At 68.5% G+C, this 20,406-nt stretch carries 15 protein-coding genes and 2 pseudogenes; 2 read left to right on the plus strand and 15 right to left on the minus strand.

Features of this window, described 5'->3' with window-relative positions; genetic code table 11:
- Positions 1–1,507: pseudogene (locus ASE76_RS20690) on the plus strand (hypothetical protein); the annotation flags it as partial.
- Between the two features lie 568 nt (positions 1,508–2,075).
- Positions 2,076–2,216, plus strand: a complete 141-nt coding sequence (locus ASE76_RS21240; RefSeq protein ID WP_236698458.1) for a hypothetical protein — start codon at positions 2,076–2,078, stop codon at positions 2,214–2,216.
- Between the two features lie 22 nt (positions 2,217–2,238).
- Here the strand turns inward: ASE76_RS21240 and ASE76_RS20880 are convergent, their stop codons facing one another.
- The 15 genes and pseudogenes from ASE76_RS20880 to ftsL all read right to left on the minus strand — a co-directional run.
- A complete protein-coding gene (locus tag ASE76_RS20880) occupies positions 2,239–2,415 on the minus strand; it encodes a hypothetical protein (RefSeq protein ID WP_168389260.1) in 177 nt (58 codons plus the stop codon).
- A gap of 24 nt (positions 2,416–2,439) precedes the next feature.
- Positions 2,440–3,363: a UDP-3-O-acyl-N-acetylglucosamine deacetylase gene (gene lpxC, locus ASE76_RS13960; RefSeq protein ID WP_055840535.1), complete on the minus strand. Its 924-nt coding sequence runs from the start codon at positions 3,361–3,363 to the stop codon at positions 2,440–2,442.
- A 222-nt stretch (positions 3,364–3,585) separates the two neighbouring features.
- Positions 3,586–4,812 (minus strand): cell division protein FtsZ, encoded by a 1,227-nt coding sequence (ftsZ, locus tag ASE76_RS13965; RefSeq protein ID WP_055840538.1) that lies wholly within the window; start codon positions 4,810–4,812, stop codon positions 3,586–3,588.
- Positions 4,813–5,111: 299 nt separating this feature from the next.
- Positions 5,112–6,341 carry a cell division protein FtsA gene (ftsA, locus tag ASE76_RS13970; protein WP_055840541.1) on the minus strand — a complete coding sequence of 410 codons (1,230 nt, stop codon included), beginning with the start codon at positions 6,339–6,341 and terminating at the stop codon, positions 5,112–5,114.
- Positions 6,342–6,384: 43 nt separating this feature from the next.
- Complete coding sequence (locus ASE76_RS13975; RefSeq protein ID WP_055840544.1) at positions 6,385–7,233, minus strand: cell division protein FtsQ/DivIB; 849 nt, start codon at positions 7,231–7,233, stop codon at positions 6,385–6,387.
- 7 nt (positions 7,234–7,240) lie between these two features.
- Positions 7,241–8,188, minus strand: coding sequence for a D-alanine--D-alanine ligase (locus ASE76_RS13980; RefSeq protein WP_055841362.1), 948 nt, complete (start codon positions 8,186–8,188; stop codon positions 7,241–7,243).
- Positions 8,189–8,247: 59 nt separating this feature from the next.
- Entirely contained in the window at positions 8,248–9,693 is a 1,446-nt protein-coding gene (murC, locus tag ASE76_RS13985) for a UDP-N-acetylmuramate--L-alanine ligase (protein ID WP_055840547.1), read from the minus strand.
- A gap of 79 nt (positions 9,694–9,772) precedes the next feature.
- Positions 9,773–10,837: an undecaprenyldiphospho-muramoylpentapeptide beta-N-acetylglucosaminyltransferase gene (murG, locus tag ASE76_RS13990; RefSeq protein ID WP_055840550.1), complete on the minus strand. Its 1,065-nt coding sequence runs from the start codon at positions 10,835–10,837 to the stop codon at positions 9,773–9,775.
- A complete protein-coding gene (ftsW, locus tag ASE76_RS13995; RefSeq protein WP_055841365.1) occupies positions 10,834–12,075 on the minus strand; it encodes a putative lipid II flippase FtsW in 1,242 nt (413 codons plus the stop codon). The genes murG and ftsW overlap by 4 nt, the downstream gene beginning before the upstream one ends.
- Before the next feature lie 35 nt (positions 12,076–12,110).
- Positions 12,111–14,069: a UDP-N-acetylmuramoyl-L-alanine--D-glutamate ligase gene (murD, locus tag ASE76_RS14000; protein ID WP_082448540.1), complete on the minus strand. Its 1,959-nt coding sequence runs from the start codon at positions 14,067–14,069 to the stop codon at positions 12,111–12,113.
- A gap of 4 nt (positions 14,070–14,073) precedes the next feature.
- Positions 14,074–15,252: a phospho-N-acetylmuramoyl-pentapeptide-transferase gene (mraY, locus tag ASE76_RS14005; RefSeq protein ID WP_055840553.1), complete on the minus strand. Its 1,179-nt coding sequence runs from the start codon at positions 15,250–15,252 to the stop codon at positions 14,074–14,076.
- A gap of 36 nt (positions 15,253–15,288) precedes the next feature.
- On the minus strand, positions 15,289–16,782 hold the full coding sequence (murF, locus tag ASE76_RS14010; protein WP_082448542.1) for a UDP-N-acetylmuramoyl-tripeptide--D-alanyl-D-alanine ligase: 1,494 nt from the start codon (positions 16,780–16,782) through the stop codon (positions 15,289–15,291).
- Positions 16,779–18,299, minus strand: coding sequence for a UDP-N-acetylmuramoyl-L-alanyl-D-glutamate--2,6-diaminopimelate ligase (locus tag ASE76_RS14015; protein ID WP_156362783.1), 1,521 nt, complete (start codon positions 18,297–18,299; stop codon positions 16,779–16,781). Before ASE76_RS14015 ends, murF begins: the two co-directional genes overlap by 4 nt.
- Positions 18,299–20,050 (minus strand): penicillin-binding protein 2, encoded by a 1,752-nt coding sequence (locus tag ASE76_RS14020; RefSeq protein WP_055840555.1) that lies wholly within the window; start codon positions 20,048–20,050, stop codon positions 18,299–18,301. The genes ASE76_RS14015 and ASE76_RS14020 overlap by 1 nt, the downstream gene beginning before the upstream one ends.
- Positions 20,047–20,400 (minus strand): annotated as a pseudogene (gene ftsL / locus ASE76_RS14025) (cell division protein FtsL); the annotation flags it as partial. The pseudogene ftsL and the gene ASE76_RS14020, both read right to left, overlap by 4 nt.
- Positions 20,401–20,406 lie beyond the last annotated feature (6 nt).

Raw genomic sequence — 20,406 nt, forward strand, 5'->3', positions numbered from 1 at the left:
TTGCAAGAAAACAGGTACTGGCAAAACCATATCTTGCAAATCCCGCGCCCATCAACCCGAAGAACTACGAACCAGATCAACGGCTTGCGGGTTGTTCAGGGCGGACTACCTACCCAAGCCGCACGCCGACGGCAGCCCGGTCCAACCCAACGAGTTGCCGACGAGCCTGCCGGGATATCTGATCCGGCTGACGCCGCAGATCAGCGTGGATGGGCAGGTCGTGGCCAAGGCCAATCAAACCATGACCATGGGCACCGATCTTTACAGCCAGGGGGGATTTACGCAATTAGGTGACCCGATGCAGTGGGACCTGAGCACGGAGGAAAGCAATGTCGTGGGGCAGGCGACGGCCATTGGGATAAGTGCGGGGGGCATCGGCGTCCAACAGCTCACGATGGTTAAGGCTAGATTGGCCGCTACGCATGTGACACTTCAAAATCTTGGAAGCAACGCGACTAGTGCAGCACTGACTTCAGCAAACCTACAGGGTGAGCAAGTTGGCGGGGATTTGTTAACAGCAACCATTTGGAGTTGGTTTGCAGCCACTGAGGGCCATAGTCGTCAAACAAGCAACCAAGCCGGTATGGTAGAAAACCCTGGTTTAAGTTATGGTTTATTTCATGCGTCGATCAATTCTTTTCGCATCTGGGGCGTGGTTCGAAAAGTGAACTTTCCTGGTGTTAACTTTGACATTGGCCATGTACGCAGCCTCACATGGGGAAAAACGAACGATGCGGAAAACTGGGTTACCTACAATAAACTGCGTGGTCAATATATGAGCGCGCTGGACCACGCCGGACTGGAACGTTTCTTCAACAACCCAAACGTCTGCAATTTCTCAGGGAACAAAGTGCCAATGGCGGGACTTTCTGAATGTCCCTCAGCAATATCAGCCGTCAGAGTTATTGGCTCCGCAACAATTGCCGGTCAAAAAATATATTCCATAACACAGGAAATATTCAAGAAAAATCCTGCAATCGTTAGCACTTCACTATCGGCGCATAGCTCTGCAATACAAGGAAAAATTCAGCGGTCGCTTGAACTGGGCCAAGAGGTGACAACTCATGAGCATCCTTTAATTGAAGGAGGATGGAAAGGGTCTGGCTATATCAGCATCGACCCTAATACTGGTGCAGGCGCTTACATAATTGAAGGCGGAGCCAATGGAGGATGGTATTCTCTTCTCAGCCAAGCTGGAGGCGCAATGCTAATAGTCCTCGGCCTAAGCTCCCTGCTTGCAAAAGCAGGCTTGATAGCTGCGCTTACCCTTGCTCCATGGCTGATGCTTGCACTCGCTGCAATAACGCTTGTTTGCATTTACATGGCAGGTGATGATTGGGATCCTAAAGGTTGCGGCGGTTTGAGTACGTGCGATAGCTTTGGCGCCATTCAAATATTCTTGGCATTAGGCGTCATGGCAGCCTTATTTGGAGGCGGAACTATGGTTGGTTTCGCACTAGGCTTTTTCGTATTTTATCAAATGATAAAAGGCAAATATTTTTACTGATTAAATAGAAGATAACAAATGTACATTGAAATATTTTCAACGGTTTTTTTCCTTTTTATATTTTTATATCTTGGAAGAAAATTAGGTAGGCGTTACACCGTCGAGTTCGGCGCGAAAAACATAAAAATAAATCGCGATTTGACAACTCAGATTATCGAACTAGAAAAAATAAAAACTGTGAAGAAATACAGATCAAAAACCGTTTTCTACGGGGATTTTGACGTATATATTAGAGGGAAAAAAAATTACATTAAGGTCATCGAAGTCATGGACACTGAAAATTTTTCCTTTCAAAAAGTCAAAACTTACTTATTGGAAAATAATTTCCAAGGAAAACTAGTAGATTAGCTCCTGAAGTTATCCCGCACCACACAATAAACAACTGGGTGCACAACAACATCGACTACGTGCCCACCTGGGGTAGCGTCCAGAGCGCCCAGGACACCCTGGACAAGAGCCGCGGCAACGCCCACGACATCGCCAGCCTCTCACCATCGCCCTGCTGCACGCCAGCGGCATCCCCGCGCGCTACCAGTGGGGCACCATCGAGCTGCCCGCCAACCAGGCGATGAACTGGGTCGGCGGCGTCACCAAGCCCGAGGCCGCGCTCAACCTGATATACCAGGGCGGCATCGCCGCGCGGGGCTTTGCCAGCGGCGGCACCATCACCGAACTTCGAACATTGGTTGAACCATGGTCGGCCGGCTAAACCGCCTCAAGCCAAGCGTTCTTCAAGCCAACCGCTCCAGAATCAGCACCCCGAAGAACGCCAGCCCCGCCAGCACGGTCCACTTCAGGATCAGCAATCCCCACTGCCGGTACCGCGCCTGCCCCGTCCCGATGAAGAACGCGAACGAGATCGCCGAGGCCAGCAGCAGGAAAAGAACGAGCCAGCGGAACAGCAGCATCGCGTTTCGGCCCTGCGCCCCGCCCTACCAGGCCCGCACCATCTGCGCGAAGCCGCGCGGGGCCTGGCGCTCGTCGGCGAAGGTGGCGATCTCGTAGTTGGCTTCGTCGGCCAGCAGGGCGCGCAGCAGCTGGTTGTTCATCGCGTGACCCGAGCGGAAGGCGCTGTAGGCGGCCAGCAGGGGGCGGCCGACGCAGTACAGGTCGCCGATCGCGTCGAGGATCTTGTGCTTCACGAACTCGTCGTCGTAGCGCAGGCCGTCGCTGTTCAGGACCTTGTAGTCGTCCATCACGATCGCGTTGTCGAGACCGCCGCCCAGGGCCAGGCCGCTGGAGCGCATCATCTCGACATCCTTGGTGAAGCCGAAGGTCCGGGCGCGGGCGATGTCGCGGCTGTAGTTGCCGGCACCGAAATCGAACTCGACGCGCTGGCCGGTCAGGTCGACGGCGGGGTGGTCGAAGTCGATCTCGAAGCTCAGCTTATAGCCGTGGTACGGCTCCAGCCGTGCCCACTTGGCGGCCGCGCCCTCGCCCTGGCGCACCTCCACCGGCCGCAGCACGCGGATGAACCGCTTGGGCGCGCGCTGCAGCTCGATGCCGGCGCTCTGCAGCAGGAACACGAACGACGACGACGAACCGTCCAGGATCGGCACCTCCTCGGCGGTAATGTCCACATACAGGTTGTCGATACCCAGCCCCGCGCAGGCCGACATCAGGTGCTCCACCGTGTGCACCTTGGCGCTGCCGGTCGAGATGGTCGACGCCAGCCGGGTGTCGGTGACCGCGGTGGCCGCCATCGGAATATCGACCGGCTCCGGCAGATCGACCCGCCGGAACACGATGCCCGTATCCGGCTGCGCCGGCCGCAGCGTCAACTCGACCCGCTGGCCACTGTGCAGGCCCACGCCGACGGCGCGGGTCAGTGTCTTGAGAGTGCGTTGCTGCAACATAGGCCCGGATTCTAGTTTTGGCGGGTTGCGCCTAGGTAAAGCAGGGACGTTCCCCCGCCTATCCCGCCGATAGCAAAAAAGCGCACATCGCCCCAAAAGGCAATGTGCGCAGCACGAGCCGAAACCCCAAGGGTGCCGCCGATCCGGCTCCGCCGGTCGGCCAGCACCGCCCCTCGAGGGGGAGGCGGAGACACGCAGTGCGTAGCCTGGGGGGAGCTACATCTAGTCGGCCTGCTTGCGCAGGAACGCCGGAATTTCCAGGTCGTCCATGCCGCCGGAGGCCAGCGCATCGACCCGGGCAGCCGCCTGGGTGCGGTTGGTGCGCCAGACGCTCGGCACGGCCATGTTGCCGTAGTCGGCCTGCGACACGCCGCTCAGGTGGTTGCCCGAGATCGCGCCGCCCGACACGCCCACAGGCAGGTTGAACGCCATGTCGTGGGTGCCGGTGCGCAGCACCTGCAGCGGCGGCGCGGTGCGGCGCTGCTGGCCTTCGCGCGACAGGCCGGTGGCCACCACGGTGACGCGGATCTGGTCGCCCAGGCTGTCTTCGTAGGCGGTGCCGTAGATGACATGCGCATCGGGCGAGGCATAGGCGCGGATGGTGTTCATCGCCAGCTTCGACTCCGACAGCTTCAGGCTGCCCTTGGCGGCGGTGATCAGCACCAGCACGCCCTTGGCGCCCGACAGGTCGATGCCCTCCAGCAGCGGGCAGGCGACGGCCTGCTCGGCCGCGATCCGGGCGCGGTCGGGGCCGTCGGCCACGGCCGTGCCCATCATCGCCTTGCCCGGCTCGCCCATCACGGTGCGCACGTCCTCGAAGTCGACGTTCACATGGCCGGGGACGTTGATGATCTCGGCGATGCCGCCCACCGCGTTCTTCAGCACGTCGTTGGCATGGGCGAAGGCCTCGTCCTGCGTCACGTCGTCGCCCAGCACTTCGAGCAGCTTCTCGTTAAGCACCACGATCAGCGAATCGACGTTCGCCTCCAGCTCCAGCAGGCCGGCGTCCGCATTGGTCATGCGGCGGCCGCCTTCGAACTCGAACGGCTTGGTGACCACGCCGACCGTCAGGATGCCCATTTCCTTGGCGATCCGGGCGATGACGGGCGCCGCGCCGGTGCCGGTGCCGCCGCCCATGCCGGCAGTGATGAAGAGCATGTGGGCGCCGTCGATCGCCGCGCGGATGTCGTCCACCGCCGCTTCGGCCGCTTCCTTGCCCTTGTCGGGCTTGCTGCCGGCGCCCAGGCCGCTGTGGCCGAGCTGGATGGTGCGGTGCGACGCGGTGCGCGACAGGGCCTGGGCATCGGTATTGGCGCAGATGAATTCGACGCCCTGCACCGCGCGGTCGATCATGTGCTCGACGGCGTTGCCGCCGCCGCCGCCGACGCCGATGACCTTGATCTGGGTGCCTTGGTTGAACTCTTCTACTTCGATCATTTCGATGCTCATGTGGATCTCCTTGAAACGGGTGCGGACAAATACGGGGAAGAAAGCAGGAATGGGAAACGGGTCATGCGGCGGGCTCCGGCGGGCCGGAGCGCCGCCATCGCCACCGCCGCTCGGACGGCGGCGGGCTGCCGCGCGCCAGCCAGGGCTTGCGGGAATAGCTCATGCGGCGCCCCCTGCGGAACAGAAAGAGAAGGTGCGCGACGTAACAGGGGCACCGTGGAGCCGGCTTTGCCGGGCCACCGGTGCCGCCCCCTGCAAGGGGGTTGGCGAAGACGCGCAGCGCGCAGCCTGGGGGTTCATTAAAAGTTCCCCACGATGAAATCCTTGAAGCGGCCGAACGCGGTCTTGACCGAGCCGTGCTTCTGCGCCACCTTGAAGCCGCGCAGCCGCGCCAGCCGGGCCTCTTCCATCAGGCCCATCACGGTCGAGGCGCGCGGCTGGCTGACCATGTCGGCCAGGGCGCTCGAATACTTGGGAACGCCGCGGCGCACCGGCTTCAGGAAGATGTCCTCGCCCAGCTCGACCATGCCGGGCATGACGGCGCTGCCGCCGGTCAGCACGATGCCGGACGACAGCATTTCCTCGTAGCCCGACTCGCGGATCACCTGCTGCACCAGCGAGAAGATCTCCTCGATGCGCGGCTCGATCACGCCGGCCAGGGCCTGCTTGCTCAGCATGCGGGGGCCGCGGTCGCCCAGGCCCGGCACCTCCACCTGCGCGTCGGGGTCGGCCAGCAACTGCTTGGCGACGCCCGACTCGACCTTGATGTCTTCCGCATCCTTGGTGGGCGTGCGCAGGGCCATCGCGATGTCGCTGGTGATCAGGTCGCCGGCGATCGGGATCACCGCGGTGTGGCGGATCGCGCCGCCCGTGAAGATCGCCACGTCGGTGGTGCCGGCGCCGATGTCGACCACCGCCACGCCCAGCTCGCGCTCGTCGTCGGTCAGCACCGCCTGGCTGCTGGCCAGCGGGTTCAGCATCAGCTGGTCGACGTCCAGGCCGCAGCGGCGCACGCACTTGATGATGTTCTCGGCCGCGCTCTGGGCGCCGGTGACGATGTGCACCTTGGCTTCCAACCGGATGCCGCTCATGCCGATCGGTTCGCGCACGTCCTGGCCGTCGATCACGAACTCCTGCGGCTCGACCAGCAGCAGCCGCTGGTCGGTCGAGATGTTGATCGCCTTGGCGGTCTCCACCACCCGGGCGACGTCGGCCGGGGTGACTTCCTTGTCCTTGATCGCGACCATGCCGCTGGAATTGAGGCCGCGGATATGGCTGCCGGTGATGCCGGTGTAGACGCGGGTGATCTTGCAGTCGGCCATCAGCTCGGCCTCTTTCAGCGCCTGCTGGATGCTCTGCACCGTCGCGTCGATGTTGACGACCACGCCGCGCTTCAGGCCATGGCTCGGCGCCACGCCCAGGCCGGCCAGCTTCAGGTCGCCGCCCGGCTGCACCTCGGCCACCACCACCATCACCTTGGCCGTGCCGATGTCGAGCCCCACCACCAGATCTTTGTACTCTTTTGCCATATGTGATCCCGTAATTCTTGTGCTGTGCGCCTGTGTGGTTCTTCTATTGCGCGGTTGTCTTCTTGGGCGCGCCCGCGGCCGCCGGCCTGGGCCGCGGCTTGGCGGGCGGCCGGGCGGCGACTTCGGCGCTGACCGTGGTCACGCCGCGCAGCCGCAGCGCATAGCCGTCGGCATGGCGCAGGTCGGCGGCCTCGAGCGCGTCGGACTTGCGGCCGTACTTGGCGGTCACGTCCTTCAGGGTGCGCACGAAGCGGCCGAGCCGCGTTTCCAGCTCTTCCGGCGTGCCGCTGCCCAGCTCCACCACCGCGCCGCCGTCGAGCGTCGCGCGCCAGCTGCCCCGGTTGGAGAGCAGCAGCTCTTCCAGCGGCATCTCGAGCGGGGCGACGACCGGCGCCAGCCGGCGTTCCATCGCCAGCACCTCGCGGGCCTGGCCCTCGGGGCCGCCCAGGCGGGGCAGCGTGTCGTCCTCGGCGTCGGCCACCTTCGGGTCGAACACCTCGCCGTGGTCGTTGACCATCGCCGAGCCTGTATCGGGGCCCCAGAAGGCGACCGGCACATGCTCCTCCAGCACCACGTGCAGCCGGTTGGGGAACTCGCGGCGCACCGCCGCGCGGCGCACCCACGGCACCTGCTCGAAAGCGGCGCGGGTGCCGGCGATGTCCACCGTGAAGAAGTTGCCTTCGAGCTTCTGCGCGACGTGGGTGCGCAGCGTGGCCTCGTTGTTGTGGGCCAGGTCGCCCTCGATCACGATGCTGCCGAGTGCGAAGGCCGGGTTGCGCACCACCCACCAGCCGCAGGCGGCCACGACCAGCGCGACGCAGCCCAGGAACAGGACCGCGGCGGTCACGTTCATGAGCCGGACGTCGAAGGGTTGCGGCAGCGTATCGGCCATGGATCCCTCAGGCCTGCACGGCGTGCGAATGCCGCACGGCGGCGGCGTAGTCGAGCGACGCGGTCGCGAGGATGCGCAGGCACAGCTCTTCGTAGCCGATGCCCGCGGCGCGCGCCGACATCGGCACCAGCGAATGCGAGGTCATGCCGGGCGAGGTGTTCATCTCAATCAAGAAGGGCTGCCGGTCGCTTGCGCGGACCATGAAATCGGCCCGGCTCCAGCCGCGGCAGCCCAGCGTGCGGTAGGCGGCGAGCGCCAAGCGCTGCAGTTCGACCTCTTCGGCAGCAGGCAGGCCGCTCGGGCAGTCGTAGCGCACATCGTCGGTGAAATACTTGTTCTGGTAGTCGTAGAGCCCGCCCGGCGCGACGATGCGGACCACCGGCAGGGCGTGCGCCTCGGCGCCGGTGCCAAGCACCGGGCAGGTGTATTCCTCGCCGTCGATGAACTCCTCGCACAGCACGTCGGGGTCATAGCGGGCGGCCAGCGCCACCGCGGTGCCGAGCGCGCCAGCCTCACGCACCTTGGTCACGCCGATGGACGAGCCCTCGCGCGGCGGCTTGACGATCAGTGGCAAACCCAGCACGCCCGGCACCGCATGCAGTTGGTCGGCCGAGTGCCGGTCCGGTGCCAGGCGCACGTAGCGCGGCACCGGCAGCGAATCGGCCTGCCACAAGCGCTTGGTCATGACCTTGTCTACCGCGATGGCGGACGCCATCACGCCGGGGCCGGTGTAGGGAATGCCCAGCAGTTCCAGTGCGCCCTGCACCGTGCCGTCTTCGCCGAAGCGGCCGTGCAGCGTGACGAAGCAGCGGGCGAAGCCCTCGGCCTTCAAGGCCGAGAGGTCGCGCTCGGTCGGGTCGAACGGATGTGCGTCGACGCCGCGCGAGCGCAGCGCCGCCAGCACGCCGGTGCCCGACATCAGCGACACCTCGCGCTCGGCCGAGGCGCCGCCCATCAGGACGGCCACCTTGCCGAAAGCCGCCACATCGGGTGCGAATGGTGAATCGAATGTGCTCAACGCCCTTGTCCTTCCACGGCCATTTGCTCTGTTTCCTGTAGCAGATCGACCAGCCTGCCCGGCACGGCGCCGATCGACCCGGCGCCCATGCAGAGCACCACGTCGCCGCCGCGGGCGTTGTCGCGGATCGCCTGCGGCAGGTCGGCCACGTCGGCCACGAAGAGCGGCTCGACCTTGCCGGCCACCCGCAGCGCGCGGGCGAGCGAGCGGCTGTCGGCCGCGACGATCGGCGCCTCGCCGGCGGCGTAGACCTCGGTCAGCAGCACCGCGTCGGCGAACTGGCCGATCACCTGCACGAAGTCGTCGAAGCAATCCCGGGTGCGGCTGTAGCGGTGCGGCTGGAAGGCCAGCACCAGCCGGCGGCCGGGAAACGCGCCGCGCGCCGCGGCCAGGGTGGCGGCCATCTCGACCGGGTGGTGGCCGTAGTCGTCGATCACGGTGAAGCGGCCGCCGCCATGCGCCGCATCCACCGGCCAGTCGCCGTAGGGCTGGAACCGGCGGCCGACGCCCTTGAATTGGGCCAATGCGGCGACCACCGCCGCATCGGGAATGTTCAGTTCCACCGCGATGGCGATGGCCGACAGCGCGTTGAGCACGTTGTGCTCGCCGGCCAGGTTCAGCACCACCTCCAGGTCGGGCAGCACCACGCCGTTGCGGCGCTGCACGGTGAAGTGCATCTTGCCGGCCACGGCCCGCACGTCCAGCGCCCGCACCTGGGCGTCTTCCGAGAAGCCGTAGCTGGTCACCGGGCAGGTGACCTGCGGCAGGATCTCGCGCACCGCCGGGTTGTCGATGCAGAGCACCGCCGTGCCGTAGAAGGGCATGCGGTGCAGGAAATCGACGAAGGCGCCCTTCAGCCGCGAAAAGTCGTGGCCGTAGGTCTCCATGTGGTCGGCGTCGATGTTGGTGACGACCGCCATCACTGGCAGCAGGTTGAGGAAGGAGGCGTCCGACTCGTCGGCCTCGACCACGATGTAGTCGCCGCTGCCCAGCTTGGCGTTGGCGCCGGCGCTGTTGAGCCGGCCGCCGATCACGAAGGTCGGGTCCAGGCCCGCTTCGGCCAGCACGCTGGTGACCAGGCTGGTGGTGGTCGTCTTGCCGTGGGTGCCGGCGATGGCGATGCCCTGCTTCAGGCGCATCAGCTCGGCCAGCATCAGGGCGCGCGGCACGACCGGGATGCGCTTCTCGCGGGCGGCCAGCACCTCGGGGTTGTCGGCCTGCACCGCGGTCGAGGTGACGACCGCGTCGGCGCCGTCGATGTGCGCCGCCGCATGGCCGATGCAGGTGCGGATGCCGAGCGCCTTCAGCCGGTGCAGCGTGGGACTGTCGCTCAGGTCGGAACCGGAGATGGCGTAGCCGAGGTTGAACAGCACTTCGGCGATGCCGCTCATGCCGGCCCCCCCGAGGCCCACGAAATGGATGTGGCGAATCGCATGCTTCATGCGGCACGCTCCTTTTTTTGTAGCATGCAGTCGGCGCACAGAGCCGGCCGGAGGCACTTTTTATTCATATTCCGGGTGTTCATGCCACCAGCTCCTCGCAGGCGGCGACCATCGTCTCGACCGCGCCGGTCTTGCGCAGCGCCAGGGCTTTTTCTGCGCGGGCCTGCAGTTCGTCGCGGGTCAGCGATTGCAGCAGCTGCGCCAGGTCCGCGGCGCCGAGCTGCGGCTGCGGCAGCAGCCAGGCGGCGCCGGCATCCGACAGGAAGCGGGCGTTGGTCGTCTGGTGGTCGTCCACCGCCGAGGGGAACGGCACGAAGACGGCCGCGGCACCGACGGCCGCGATCTCGGTCACCGTGCTGGCGCCGGCGCGGCAGACGACCACGTCGGCATCGGCGAAGGCCTGCGCGGTCTCGTCGATGAAGGGGGTGAGCGTCGCCTCGACGCCTGCCTGCGCATAGGCGGCGCGCAGGGCGTCGATCTGTTTTTCGCCGCTCTGGTGCACGACCACCGGGCGCTCGGCCGCGGGGATCAGCGCCAGCGCCTGCGGCACCGTGTCGTTGAGGGCCTTGGCGCCCAGGCTGCCGCCGACCACCAGCAGCCGCAGCGGGCCGCTGCGGCCTGCGAAGCGCGCGGCCGGCACCGGCTGGGCCAGGAACGCGGGGCGCAGCGGATTGCCGATCCATTCGGCGATCTTCAGCACCTCGGGGAACGCGGTGAAGCTGCGGTCCGACACCTGTGCCAGCACCCTGTTGACCAAGCCCGCGACCGAGTTCTGCTCGTGCAGCACCAGCGGCCGTCCCAGCAGCACCGCCATCAGGCCGGCGGGAAAGGTGATGTAGCCGCCGAAGCCCAGTACCACCTGCGGCCGGACCCGGCGCAGCACCTGCACGCTCTGCCAGAAGGCGCGCAGCAGCCGCACCGGCAGCAGCGCCAGCGTGAGCGGGCCCTTGCCGCGCACGCCCGAGAACGCGATCTGCTCGAAGGCGAATCCGCGCGGCGGCACCAGCCGGCTCTCCATGCTGCCCGGCGCGCCGATCCAGTGCACCTGCCAGCCGGCCGCGCGCAGCGCCTCGGCCACGGCCAGGCCGGGGAAGATGTGGCCGCCGGTGCCGCCGGCCATGACGAGTGCGGTACGTGCGGTCATACCCGGCCCCCGCGCATGAGAACCCTGTTCTCGTAATCGATCCGCAGCACGATGGCCACCGCCACCAGGTTCATCAGGATCGCCGAGCCGCCGTAGCTCATGAACGGCAGGGTGAGGCCCTTGGTGGGCAGCGCGCCCAGGTTCACGCCCATGTTGATGAACGACTGGAAGCCGACCCACATGCCGATGCCCTGCGCCACCAGGCCGGCGAAGACCCGGTCGAGCGCGATCGCCTGCCGGCCGATGTGCATGATGCGGCGGGTCAGCCAGAGGAACAGCACGATCAGGATGCCCACGCCGACCAGGCCGCATTCCTCGCCGATCACCGCCAGCAGGAAGTCGGTGTGCGCCTCGGGCAGCCAGTGCAGCTTCTCGACGCTGCCGCCCAGGCCCACGCCGAAGATCTCGCCGCGGCCGATGGCGATCAGCGAATGCGAGAGCTGGTAGCCCTTGCCGAGGGCGTGCTGCTCGCTCCACGGGTCGAGGTAGGCGAAGATCCGCTCGCGCCGCCAGGGGCTCGACATCACCATCGTGCCGAAGGCGAACACGATCACCGTGGCGATCATGAAGAACATGCGGGCGTTCACGCCGCCCAGGAACAGGATGCCCATGGCGATCACCGCGATCACCATGAAGGCGCCCATGTCGGGCTCGGCCAGCAGCAGCGCGCCGACGATGGCCACCGCCAGCGCCATCGGCAGCACCGCGCGGAAGAAGCGCTCCTTCACCTCCATCCGGCGCACCATGTAGTCGGCCGCGTACAGCACGATCGCCAGCTTGGCGAGCTCGGACGGCTGGAAGTTCATCACGCCCATCGGCAGCCAGCGACGCGCGCCGTTGACGCTGCGGCCCACGTGCGGCACCAGCACCAGCATCAGCAGCACGATCGAGGCGACGAAGAGCCACGGCGCCGCCTTCTCCCAGGTGCGCACCGGCACCTGGAAGGCCAGCACCGCCGCGGCGAAGGCCAGCACCAACGCCATCACGTGGCGGATCAGGAAGTAGGTCTGGCTGTAGCCCATGCGGCCGAAGCGCGGGTTGTCGGGCATCGCGATCGAGGCCGAATAGACCATCACCAGGCCCCAGACCAGCAGCGCCGCGGTGACCCACAGCAGCGCCTGGTCGAAGCCCAGCAGACGCGCCGGTGCCGACTGGGTACGGGCGAATTCGCGCGAGCCGATGCGCACCGGCAGCACCTCGCCCGCCGCCTGCGACAGGCCGCCGAACCAGCCGTGCATGCGGGCGCCGAGGCCCGGATTCGCGGATTCGGTGCTCATGAAGAAGAAACCTCGGTGGTGGGCGCAACCGCGTGCGCGTTCCGGCGCTGGTCGCCCTGGTGGTCCGGGTGGCTCTCGCCGCCGGCCAGCGCGTCTGCGGCCAGCGCTTCCACCGCCTCGCAGAAGACGCGGGCGCGGTGCTCGTAGCCGGTGAACATGTCGAAGCTGGCGCAGGCGGGCGAGAGCAGCACCGCATCGCCGGCGCGGGCCAGGCCGCGCGCGGCCTGTACCGCGTCCTGCAGCGTCTCGGCCGCGGCCAGCGGCACGCCGGCATCGGCCAATGCCGTGCGAATGGCGCCGGCGTCGCGGCCGATCAGCACCACGGCGCGGGCATGCGCCGCCACCGGCGCCGCCAGCGGCGAAAAGTCCTGGCCCTTGCCGTCGCCGCCCAGGATCACGACGATGCGCCGCTCGGTGCCCAGGCCCTGCAGCGCGGCGACGGTGGCGCCCACGTTGGTGCCCTTGCTGTCGTCGAAATACTCGACCTCCTCGACCACCGCGACCGGGGCGACGCGGTGCGGTTCGCCGCGGTACTCGCGCAGGCCGTAGAGCATCGGCGCCAGCGCGCAGCCCGCGGCCTGGGCCAGCGCCAGCGCGGCCAGGGCGTTGACCGCGTTGTGCCGGCCGCGGATGCGCAGCGCGTCGGCCGGCATCAGGCGCTGCAGGTGCAGGTCCTCGGCGGCCGCGGCCCGGCGGGACTTGCGGGTCTCGTCGGCCTCCAGCGCGCGGCTGAGCCAGGCCATGCCGTTGACCAGGTCGATGCCATAGTCGCCGGCGCGCTGCGGCGCATCGGCGCCGAAGCTGAACCAGGTGCGCGCGACCGGCTTCGGTTGCTTGGGCTTGAAAGGGGTGCGCCGCGCGGGCGCGACGGCGGCGGCCGCATCGGCCACCGCGGCGGGTGCCGGCTGCGCCGCGCCGTCCAGCATCGCCATCACCCGCGGGTCTTCGCGGTTGAGCAGCATCAGGGCGCGGCTGCCGAACACCCGGGCCTTGGCCGCGGCGTAGGCGTCGAGGCTGCCGTGCCAGTCCAGGTGGTCCTGCGAGATGTTGAGCACCGTGGCGGCGGTCGGCTCGAAGCCCTGCACGCCGTCGAGCTGGAAGCTGGAGAGCTCCAGCACCCAGACCTCGGGCAGCGTGTCGGCGTCGATGTGCGCGGACAGGGTGTCGAGCAGCGTGGGGCCGATGTTGCCGGCCACCGCCACCGTCTTGCCGGCACGCTCAACCAGCAGGCCGGTGAGCGCGGTGACGGTCGTCTTGCCGTTGGTGCCGGTGATCGCCAGCACCGCGGGGCGGTAACCGGTGAGCACCGCGGGCGGCTCGATCGGTACCGCGTCGGCGAAGTGCAGCGCGTCGTCGGCGTCGGGGATGGCGGCGACGGCGGTAGCGGCTGCCGTGTCGTCGGCCTCGGCGGAAGCCGGGGTGTCGGCGTCAGGAGCGTCGGCGGGTGCAGCGGTGTCTGCATCGATGGCCGCATCCCCATCGGCAACCCGATCCGGATCGGCCAGGGCCTCGTCGGCCACTGGATCGACGCCGGCGATGTCTGCGGCCTGGACCGAATCGGCGCCGGCGGTTTCCGGCGCGGCGGTGTCGTCGGCCGCCTCCGCCGTCTCATCGCGCAGATCGGCCAGCGCACGGGCGAACAGGTCCAGCTCGCCGCCCACCGGCAGGCCCAGCGCCCGGGCGGCGTCCAGCACCGCGGCCGTCGCCGAGGGCGGCAGGCCGGGCGAGCGGTAGACCGCGCGCACCGGGGCGCCCTCGACCAGCGCCGCGGTCAGCGGGCCGGCGACGAAGGTCGCGCCTGGCACGTCCTGACGCAGCGCGGCCAGCTGCGGCGGCGCCTCGCGGGTGTCGGCCACGGTCACCCGTGCGCCGTGGCCCGCGCACCAGCGCGCCATGGCCAGGCCCGAGGCGCCGAGGCCCAGGACCAGTACGGGGAGGTCTTGCAGATGGCGCATGCGCTTACCGGAGCTTCAGCGTGGAGAGACCGACGAGGCACAGCAGCATCGTCACGATCCAGAAGCGCACGACGACCTGGGTCTCCTTCCAGCCGCTCTTCTCGAAATGGTGGTGCAGCGGCGCCATCTTCAGCAGCCTGCGGCCTTCGCCGTAGCGCTTGCGGGTGTACTTGAAGTACAGCACCTGGGCCATCACCGACAGCGCCTCGACCACGAAGATGCCGCCCATGATCGACAGCACGATCTCCTGGCGCACGATGACCGCGATGGTGCCCAGCGCGGCGCCGAGCGCCAGCGCGCCCACGTCGCCCATGAAGACCTGCGCCGGATGCGCGTTGAACCACAGGAAGGCCAGGCCCGCGCCGGCCATGGCCGCGCAGAAGATCAGCAGCTCGCCCGAGCCGGGGATGTGCGGGAACAGCAGATAGCGCGAGAAGGTGGCGTTGCCGGTGATGTAGGCGAAGATGCCCAGCGCCGAGCCGACCATCACCACCGGCATGATCGCCAGGCCGTCGAGGCCGTCGGTGAGGTTGACCGCGTTGCTCGATCCGACGATGACCAGGTAGGTCATGATCACGAAGCCGAACACGCCCAGCGGATACGACACTTCCTTGAAGAAGGGCAGCAGCAGGCCGGCCTTGGGCGGCAGGTCGACGTCGAAGCCCGAACGCACCCAGGTGCCGAAGAGCTCGATCACCCGCCAGTTGGAGCTCTCGGAGATGCTGAACACCAGGTAGAGCGCCGCGACCAAGCCGATCAGCGATTGCCACATGTACTTCTCGCGCGAACGCATGCCCTCGGGGTCCTTGCGCACCACCTTGCGCCAGTCGTCCACCCAGCCGATGGCGCCGAAGCCCAGCGTCACCAGCAGCACGATCCAGACGAAGCGGTTGGCCAGGTCGGCCCAGAGCACGGTCGAGATGGCGATCGCCAGCAGGATCAGCACGCCGCCCATGGTCGGCGTGCCGCTTTTGGAGAGATGCGTCTCCATGCCGTAGCCGCGCACCGGCTGGCCGATCTTGAGCGCGGTGAGGCGGCGGATCACGAACGGTCCGGCGGCCAGGCTCAGCAAAAGCGCGGTCATCGCGGCCATCACGGCGCGGAAGGTGAGGTACTGGAAGACGCGCGCCCAACCGAAGTCGGGCGAGATCGTCTGCAGCCACTGCGCCAGGCTCAGCAGCATGCGGCGGCTCCGGTGGGGGCGGCCCGGCGGGCGGGTTCAGGGAACGGCATGGCGGGTCGCCTCGTGGTGGGATGGTTGTTCTGGAAAAGCGGCGCCACCGGCATCGGCCGCGAGGCGTTCGAGGGCCTGGACCACCCGCTCCATCTGCATCGAGCGGGAGCCCTTGACGAGGACGCTGGCGGCCTCGCGGATGGCCAGCAGCACGGTCGCTTCGAGCGCGGCGTAGTCGGCGAAATGGCGGCCGTCGCCACCCGCCTGCGCGAAGCGGGCCACGGCGGCGGTGGACTGGGGGCCCAGGGCGAAGAGCCGCTCGATGCCGCGCTCGCGCGCATAGGCGCCGGCCTCGGCGTGGAAGGCGGGGCCCTGGGTGCCCACCTCGCCCATGTCGCCCAGCACCAGCAGGCGCGGGCCGGGCAGCGCGGCCAGCACGTCGATCGCGGCGCGCACCGAATCCGGGTTGGCGTTGTAGCTGTCGTCCACCAGCGTGATCGCACGGCCTTGCAGCGCCAGTTGCGCCGCACGCGAGCGGCCCTTGACCGGGCGGAACGCGGCCAGCCCGGCGGCGATGGCCGGCAGCCGCACGCCGGCGGCCAGCGCGCAGGCGGCGGCGGCCAGCGCGTTGCGCAGGTTGTGGCGGCCGGCGACGGTCAGGTGGAAGCCAAGCGATCCCGCAGGCGTGTCGGCGCGGACCCGCCAGGCATCGCCCTGCCATTCGGCATCGGCCAGGCGCAGGTCGGCGTCGGGCACCGCGTCTGCGGCCGCATCGGTGAAGGTCAGGCAGCGGCGGGCGCCGGCCAGGGTGCGCCAGAGCGGGGTGAAGGTGTCGCCCGCGGGGAACACGGCCACGCCGTCGTCGGGCAGCGCGGTCAGCACCACGCCGTTCTCGTGCGCCACCGCCTCGACGGTGTGCATGAATTCCTGGTGCTCGCGCTGGGCGTTGTTGACCAGGGCCACGGTGGGCCGGGCCATGTGGGCCAGCACCGCGATCTCGCCGGGGTGGTTCATGCCCAGCTCGACCACGCCGGCGCGGTGGTGGGGCCGCAGCCGCAGGAGCGTCAGCGGCACGCCGACGTCGTTGTTCAGGTTGCCCTGGGTGGCAAAGGCGGCCTCGGCGTGCGCCGCGCGCAGGATCGACGCGACCATCTGGGTGACGGTGGTCTTGCCGTTGCTGCCGGTCACCGCGATCAGCGGCAGCCGGAACTGCAGGCGCCAGCCGGCGGCCAGCGCGGCCAGGGCGGCGCGGCTGTCGGGCACCTCGACGCCCTGCAGGCCGGCCGCGGCCAGGCCGCCGTGGGCGATGGCCGCCTGCGCACCGGCGGCGCGGGCCTCGGCCAGGAAGTCGTTGGCATCGAAATGCTCGCCGCGCAGCGCGACGAACAGGTCGCCGGGCTGCAGGCTGCGGGTGTCGGTGTGCACCCGCGCGATCGGCAGCGTGCCGTCGCCGACCAGGCGGTGGCCGCCGGTCCAGGCGTGGGCCTGCGCCAGCGTCAGCTGCATCGGCGTGGCGGCGGTGGTGTCGTGCGGCGTCATGCGCGGGCCTCGTGTGCGGCGCGGCGGTCGAGCGCGTCCTCGACCTGCTCGCGGTCGGAGAACGGCAGCCGCGTGCCGGCGATGTCCTGGTAGTCCTCGTGGCCCTTGCCGGCCACCAGCACGACGTCGTGCGGGCCGGCCTCGGCCACCGCGCGGCGGATCGCGAGGGCACGGTCGACCTCGGTCTCGGCGCGGGTGCCGAAGGGCAGGCCGGCGGCGGTCTGCGCGATGATCGTCTCGGGCGATTCGTGACGCGGGTTGTCGCTGGTGATCCAGACGCGGTCGGCCTGCAGCGCGGCGGCGGCGGCCATGCGGGGCCGCTTGAACGTGTCGCGCCCGCCGCCGCAGCCGAAGACGCAGACCAGCGCCCCGCCCCGCTCGGCCGCCAGGGGCCGCAGCGCCTGCAGGGCTTTTTCCAGTGCGTCCGGGGTGTGGGCGTAGTCCACCGCCACCAGCGGCGCGCCGGCGCGGGCGATGCAGTCCATGCGGCCCGGCACCGGCGAGAGGCCGGCGCAGGCGGCCACGGCGGCGGCCAGCGGCACGCCCAGCGCCCGCAGCGTGCCCAGCACGCCCAGCAGGTTGTAGAGGTTGAAGCGGCCGATCACCGGCGCGGCCAGCAGGTGCCGGTCGGCGCCCTCGACCACGGTGCAGCGCAGGTGGCCGACGGCGTCGTAGCCGATGTCCTCGGCCGACAGGCGCGCCGGGCCCTGCAGCGACACGGTCCACAGGTCGACCGCGCCCGCAGCCACGGTGCGGGCCAGTTCGGCACCGGCCGCGTCGTCGATGTTCACCACCGCCGCCTGCAGGCCCGGCCAGACGAAGAGGCCCGCCTTGGCCTGCCAGTAGGCCTCCATCGTGCCGTGGTAGTCGAGGTGGTCCTGGGTGAAGTTGGTGAACACCGCCACCCGGATCCGGGTGCCGTCCAGCCGCCGCTCGGCGATGCCGATGGAGGAGGCCTCGATCGCGCAGGCACCCAGGCCGGCATCGGCGAAGCGGCGGAACTCGCGCTGCAGCAGCACCGGGTCGGGCGTCGTCAGGCCGTTGCTCACCACGCGGGGCGGAATTCCGATGCCCAAGGTGCCGATCAGCCCGCATCCGGCGCCGGCCCCATGCTCTACTTTCGATAGCGCCTGCGCCAGCCACCAGGCGGTGGTCGTCTTGCCGTTGGTGCCGGTCACCGCCAGCACGTCGAGCGCGGCCGAGGGCGCGCCGAACCATTCCGCGGCCAGCGGGCCGGTCGCGGCCTTGAGCCCTGCGAACGCCGCCACCGGGCCGGCGCCGTCGAGGTCGAAAGCCGCGATGCCTTCGTGCTCGACCAGGCAGGCGGCCGCGCCCTGGGCGAAGGCGGCCCGCACATGCGCCCGGCCGTCGCTCGCGGCGCCGGGCCAGGCGATGAAACCGTCGCCGGCACCGACCTTGCGGCTGTCGACCTGCAGGCCGCCGCGCGCATGCGCGCGCAGCCACTCCAGCGCCTGCGGCACGGTGGTGAAGACCGGCATCGGGAGGGCGACGGCCATCAGAACGACTCCTCGACTTCAGTCGCGACGATCTGCGGCTTGACCGCCATGTCGGGCTGCACGCCCATCATGCGCAGCGTCTGCTGCACCACCTCGCCGAAGACCGGGCCGGCCACGGTGCCGCCGTAGTAGGAGCCGGCGTTGGGCTCGTCGATCATCACCGCGACGATGATCCGCGGCTTCTCGATCGGCGCCATGCCGGTGAACCACGAGCGGTACTTGCCGGCGGCGTAGCCCTTGCCGGCCTGCTTGCGGGCGGTGCCCGACTTGCCGCCGATCGAGTAGCCCACCGTCTGCGCCTTCTGGCCGGTGCCGCCGGGGCCGGCGGCCAGCCACAGCATGTGGCGCACAGCGGCCGCGTTCTGCGGCGAGAAGACCTGGGTGCCGACCGCGGGCGCGTCCGACTTGAGGATGGTGGCCGGGATGATCTGGCCGTCGTGCGCGAAGGCGGTGTAGGAGCGCGCCATCTGGAACAGGCTGGCCGACAGGCCGTAGCCGTACGACATCGTCGCCTGCTCGATCGGCTTCCAGGTCTTCCACGGGCGCAGGCGGCCGGTCACCGTGCCGGGGAACGAGATCTGCGGCTTCTGGCCGAAGCCCAGTGCCGAGAAGCTGTCCCACATCTCGTGCGCCGTCATCTTCTGCGACACCTTGGTGGCACCCACGTTGCTCGACTTCTGGATCACGCCCTCGACCGTCTGAAGCCCATAGTTGTGGGTGTCGGTGATGGTCGAGCCGGTGATGGTGATGCGGCCCGGCGAGGTGTCGATCATCGTGCTGGGCTTGACGCGGCCCAGCTCCAGCGCGGTGCCGATGGTGATCGGCTTCATGGTGGAGCCGGGCTCGAAGGTGTCGGTGAGCGCGCGGTTGCGCAGCTGCTCGCCGGTGAGGTTTTGGCGCTTGTCGGGCACGTAGCTCGGGTAGTTGGCCAGGGCCAGGATCTCGCCGGTGACGGTGTCGAGCACCACCACGCTGCCGGCCTTGGCCTTCTGGGCGATCACCTGGTCGCGCAGCTTCTGGTAGGCGAAGAACTGCACCTTGCTGTCGATCGAGAGCTGGATGTCCTTGCCGTCGAGCGGCGGCACCGTCTCGCCCACGCCCTCGACGGCGCGGCCCAGGCGGTCCTTGATCACCCGGCGCGAACCGGCCTTGCCGCCGAGCGCCTCGTTGAAGGCCAGCTCGATGCCTTCCTGGCCGCGGTCCTCCACGTTGGTGAAGCCGACGATGTGCGCCGCCGACTCGCCCTCGGGGTACTGGCGCTTGTATTCCTTGCGCTGGTAGATGCCCTTGATGTCGAGCGCGGCGATCTGCTTGACGATGGGCTCGTCGACCTGGCGCTGGATCCAGACGAAGCTCTTGTCCTCGTCGGCCAGCTTCTTGTCGAGCGCGGCGGGCGTCATGTCGAGCAGCTTGGCCATCTGGCGCAGCTTGGCGACCACCTCCGGGTCCTGCCGGTCGACGTCCTCGGGAATCGCCCAGATGCTGGGCGCGATCACGCTCGAGGCCAACAGCAGGCCGTTACGGTCGAGGATGCGGCCGCGGTTGGCGGGCAGCTCCAGCGTGCGGGCGAAGCGCACCTCGCCCTGGCGCTGGAAGAAGTCGTTGCCGATGACCTGCACGTACACCGCCCGCGCGGCCAGGCCGGTGAAGCCGAGCGCGATCGCGGCCACGATGAACTTGCTGCGCCAGACCGGCGTCTTGCTGGCGAGCAAGGGGCTGGAGGTGTACTGGACGCTGCGGCTGCGGCTCATCGCGTGGCCTTCCTGGCTGCGGCCGTGGCCGCGGCGGCCGCGGGCGTGCCAGCGGGCGGCGTCGCGGTGCGGGTCGGCAGCAGCACCGGATAGCCGACGTACTGGGTGATCGCCGGCGTGGCGGCCTGCATCTTGAGCTGGTCGCGGGCGAGTTTTTCCACCCGCAGCGGCGTGGCCTGGGCGCGCTTGTCGACCTGCAGCCGGTCGCGCTCGACGTCGAGGCGCACCGCCTCGGCACGCACCCGTTCCAGCTCGGTGAACAGGCGGCGCGATTCGTACTGGGTGTGCACCAGGTAGAGCGCGCTGGCCAGCACGGCCATCAGGAGCACGACGGACAGCCGCGTCATGGTGCAGAC

Source organism: Xylophilus sp. Leaf220 (assembly GCF_001421705.1).
GTDB lineage: Bacteria > Pseudomonadota > Gammaproteobacteria > Burkholderiales > Burkholderiaceae_C > Xylophilus.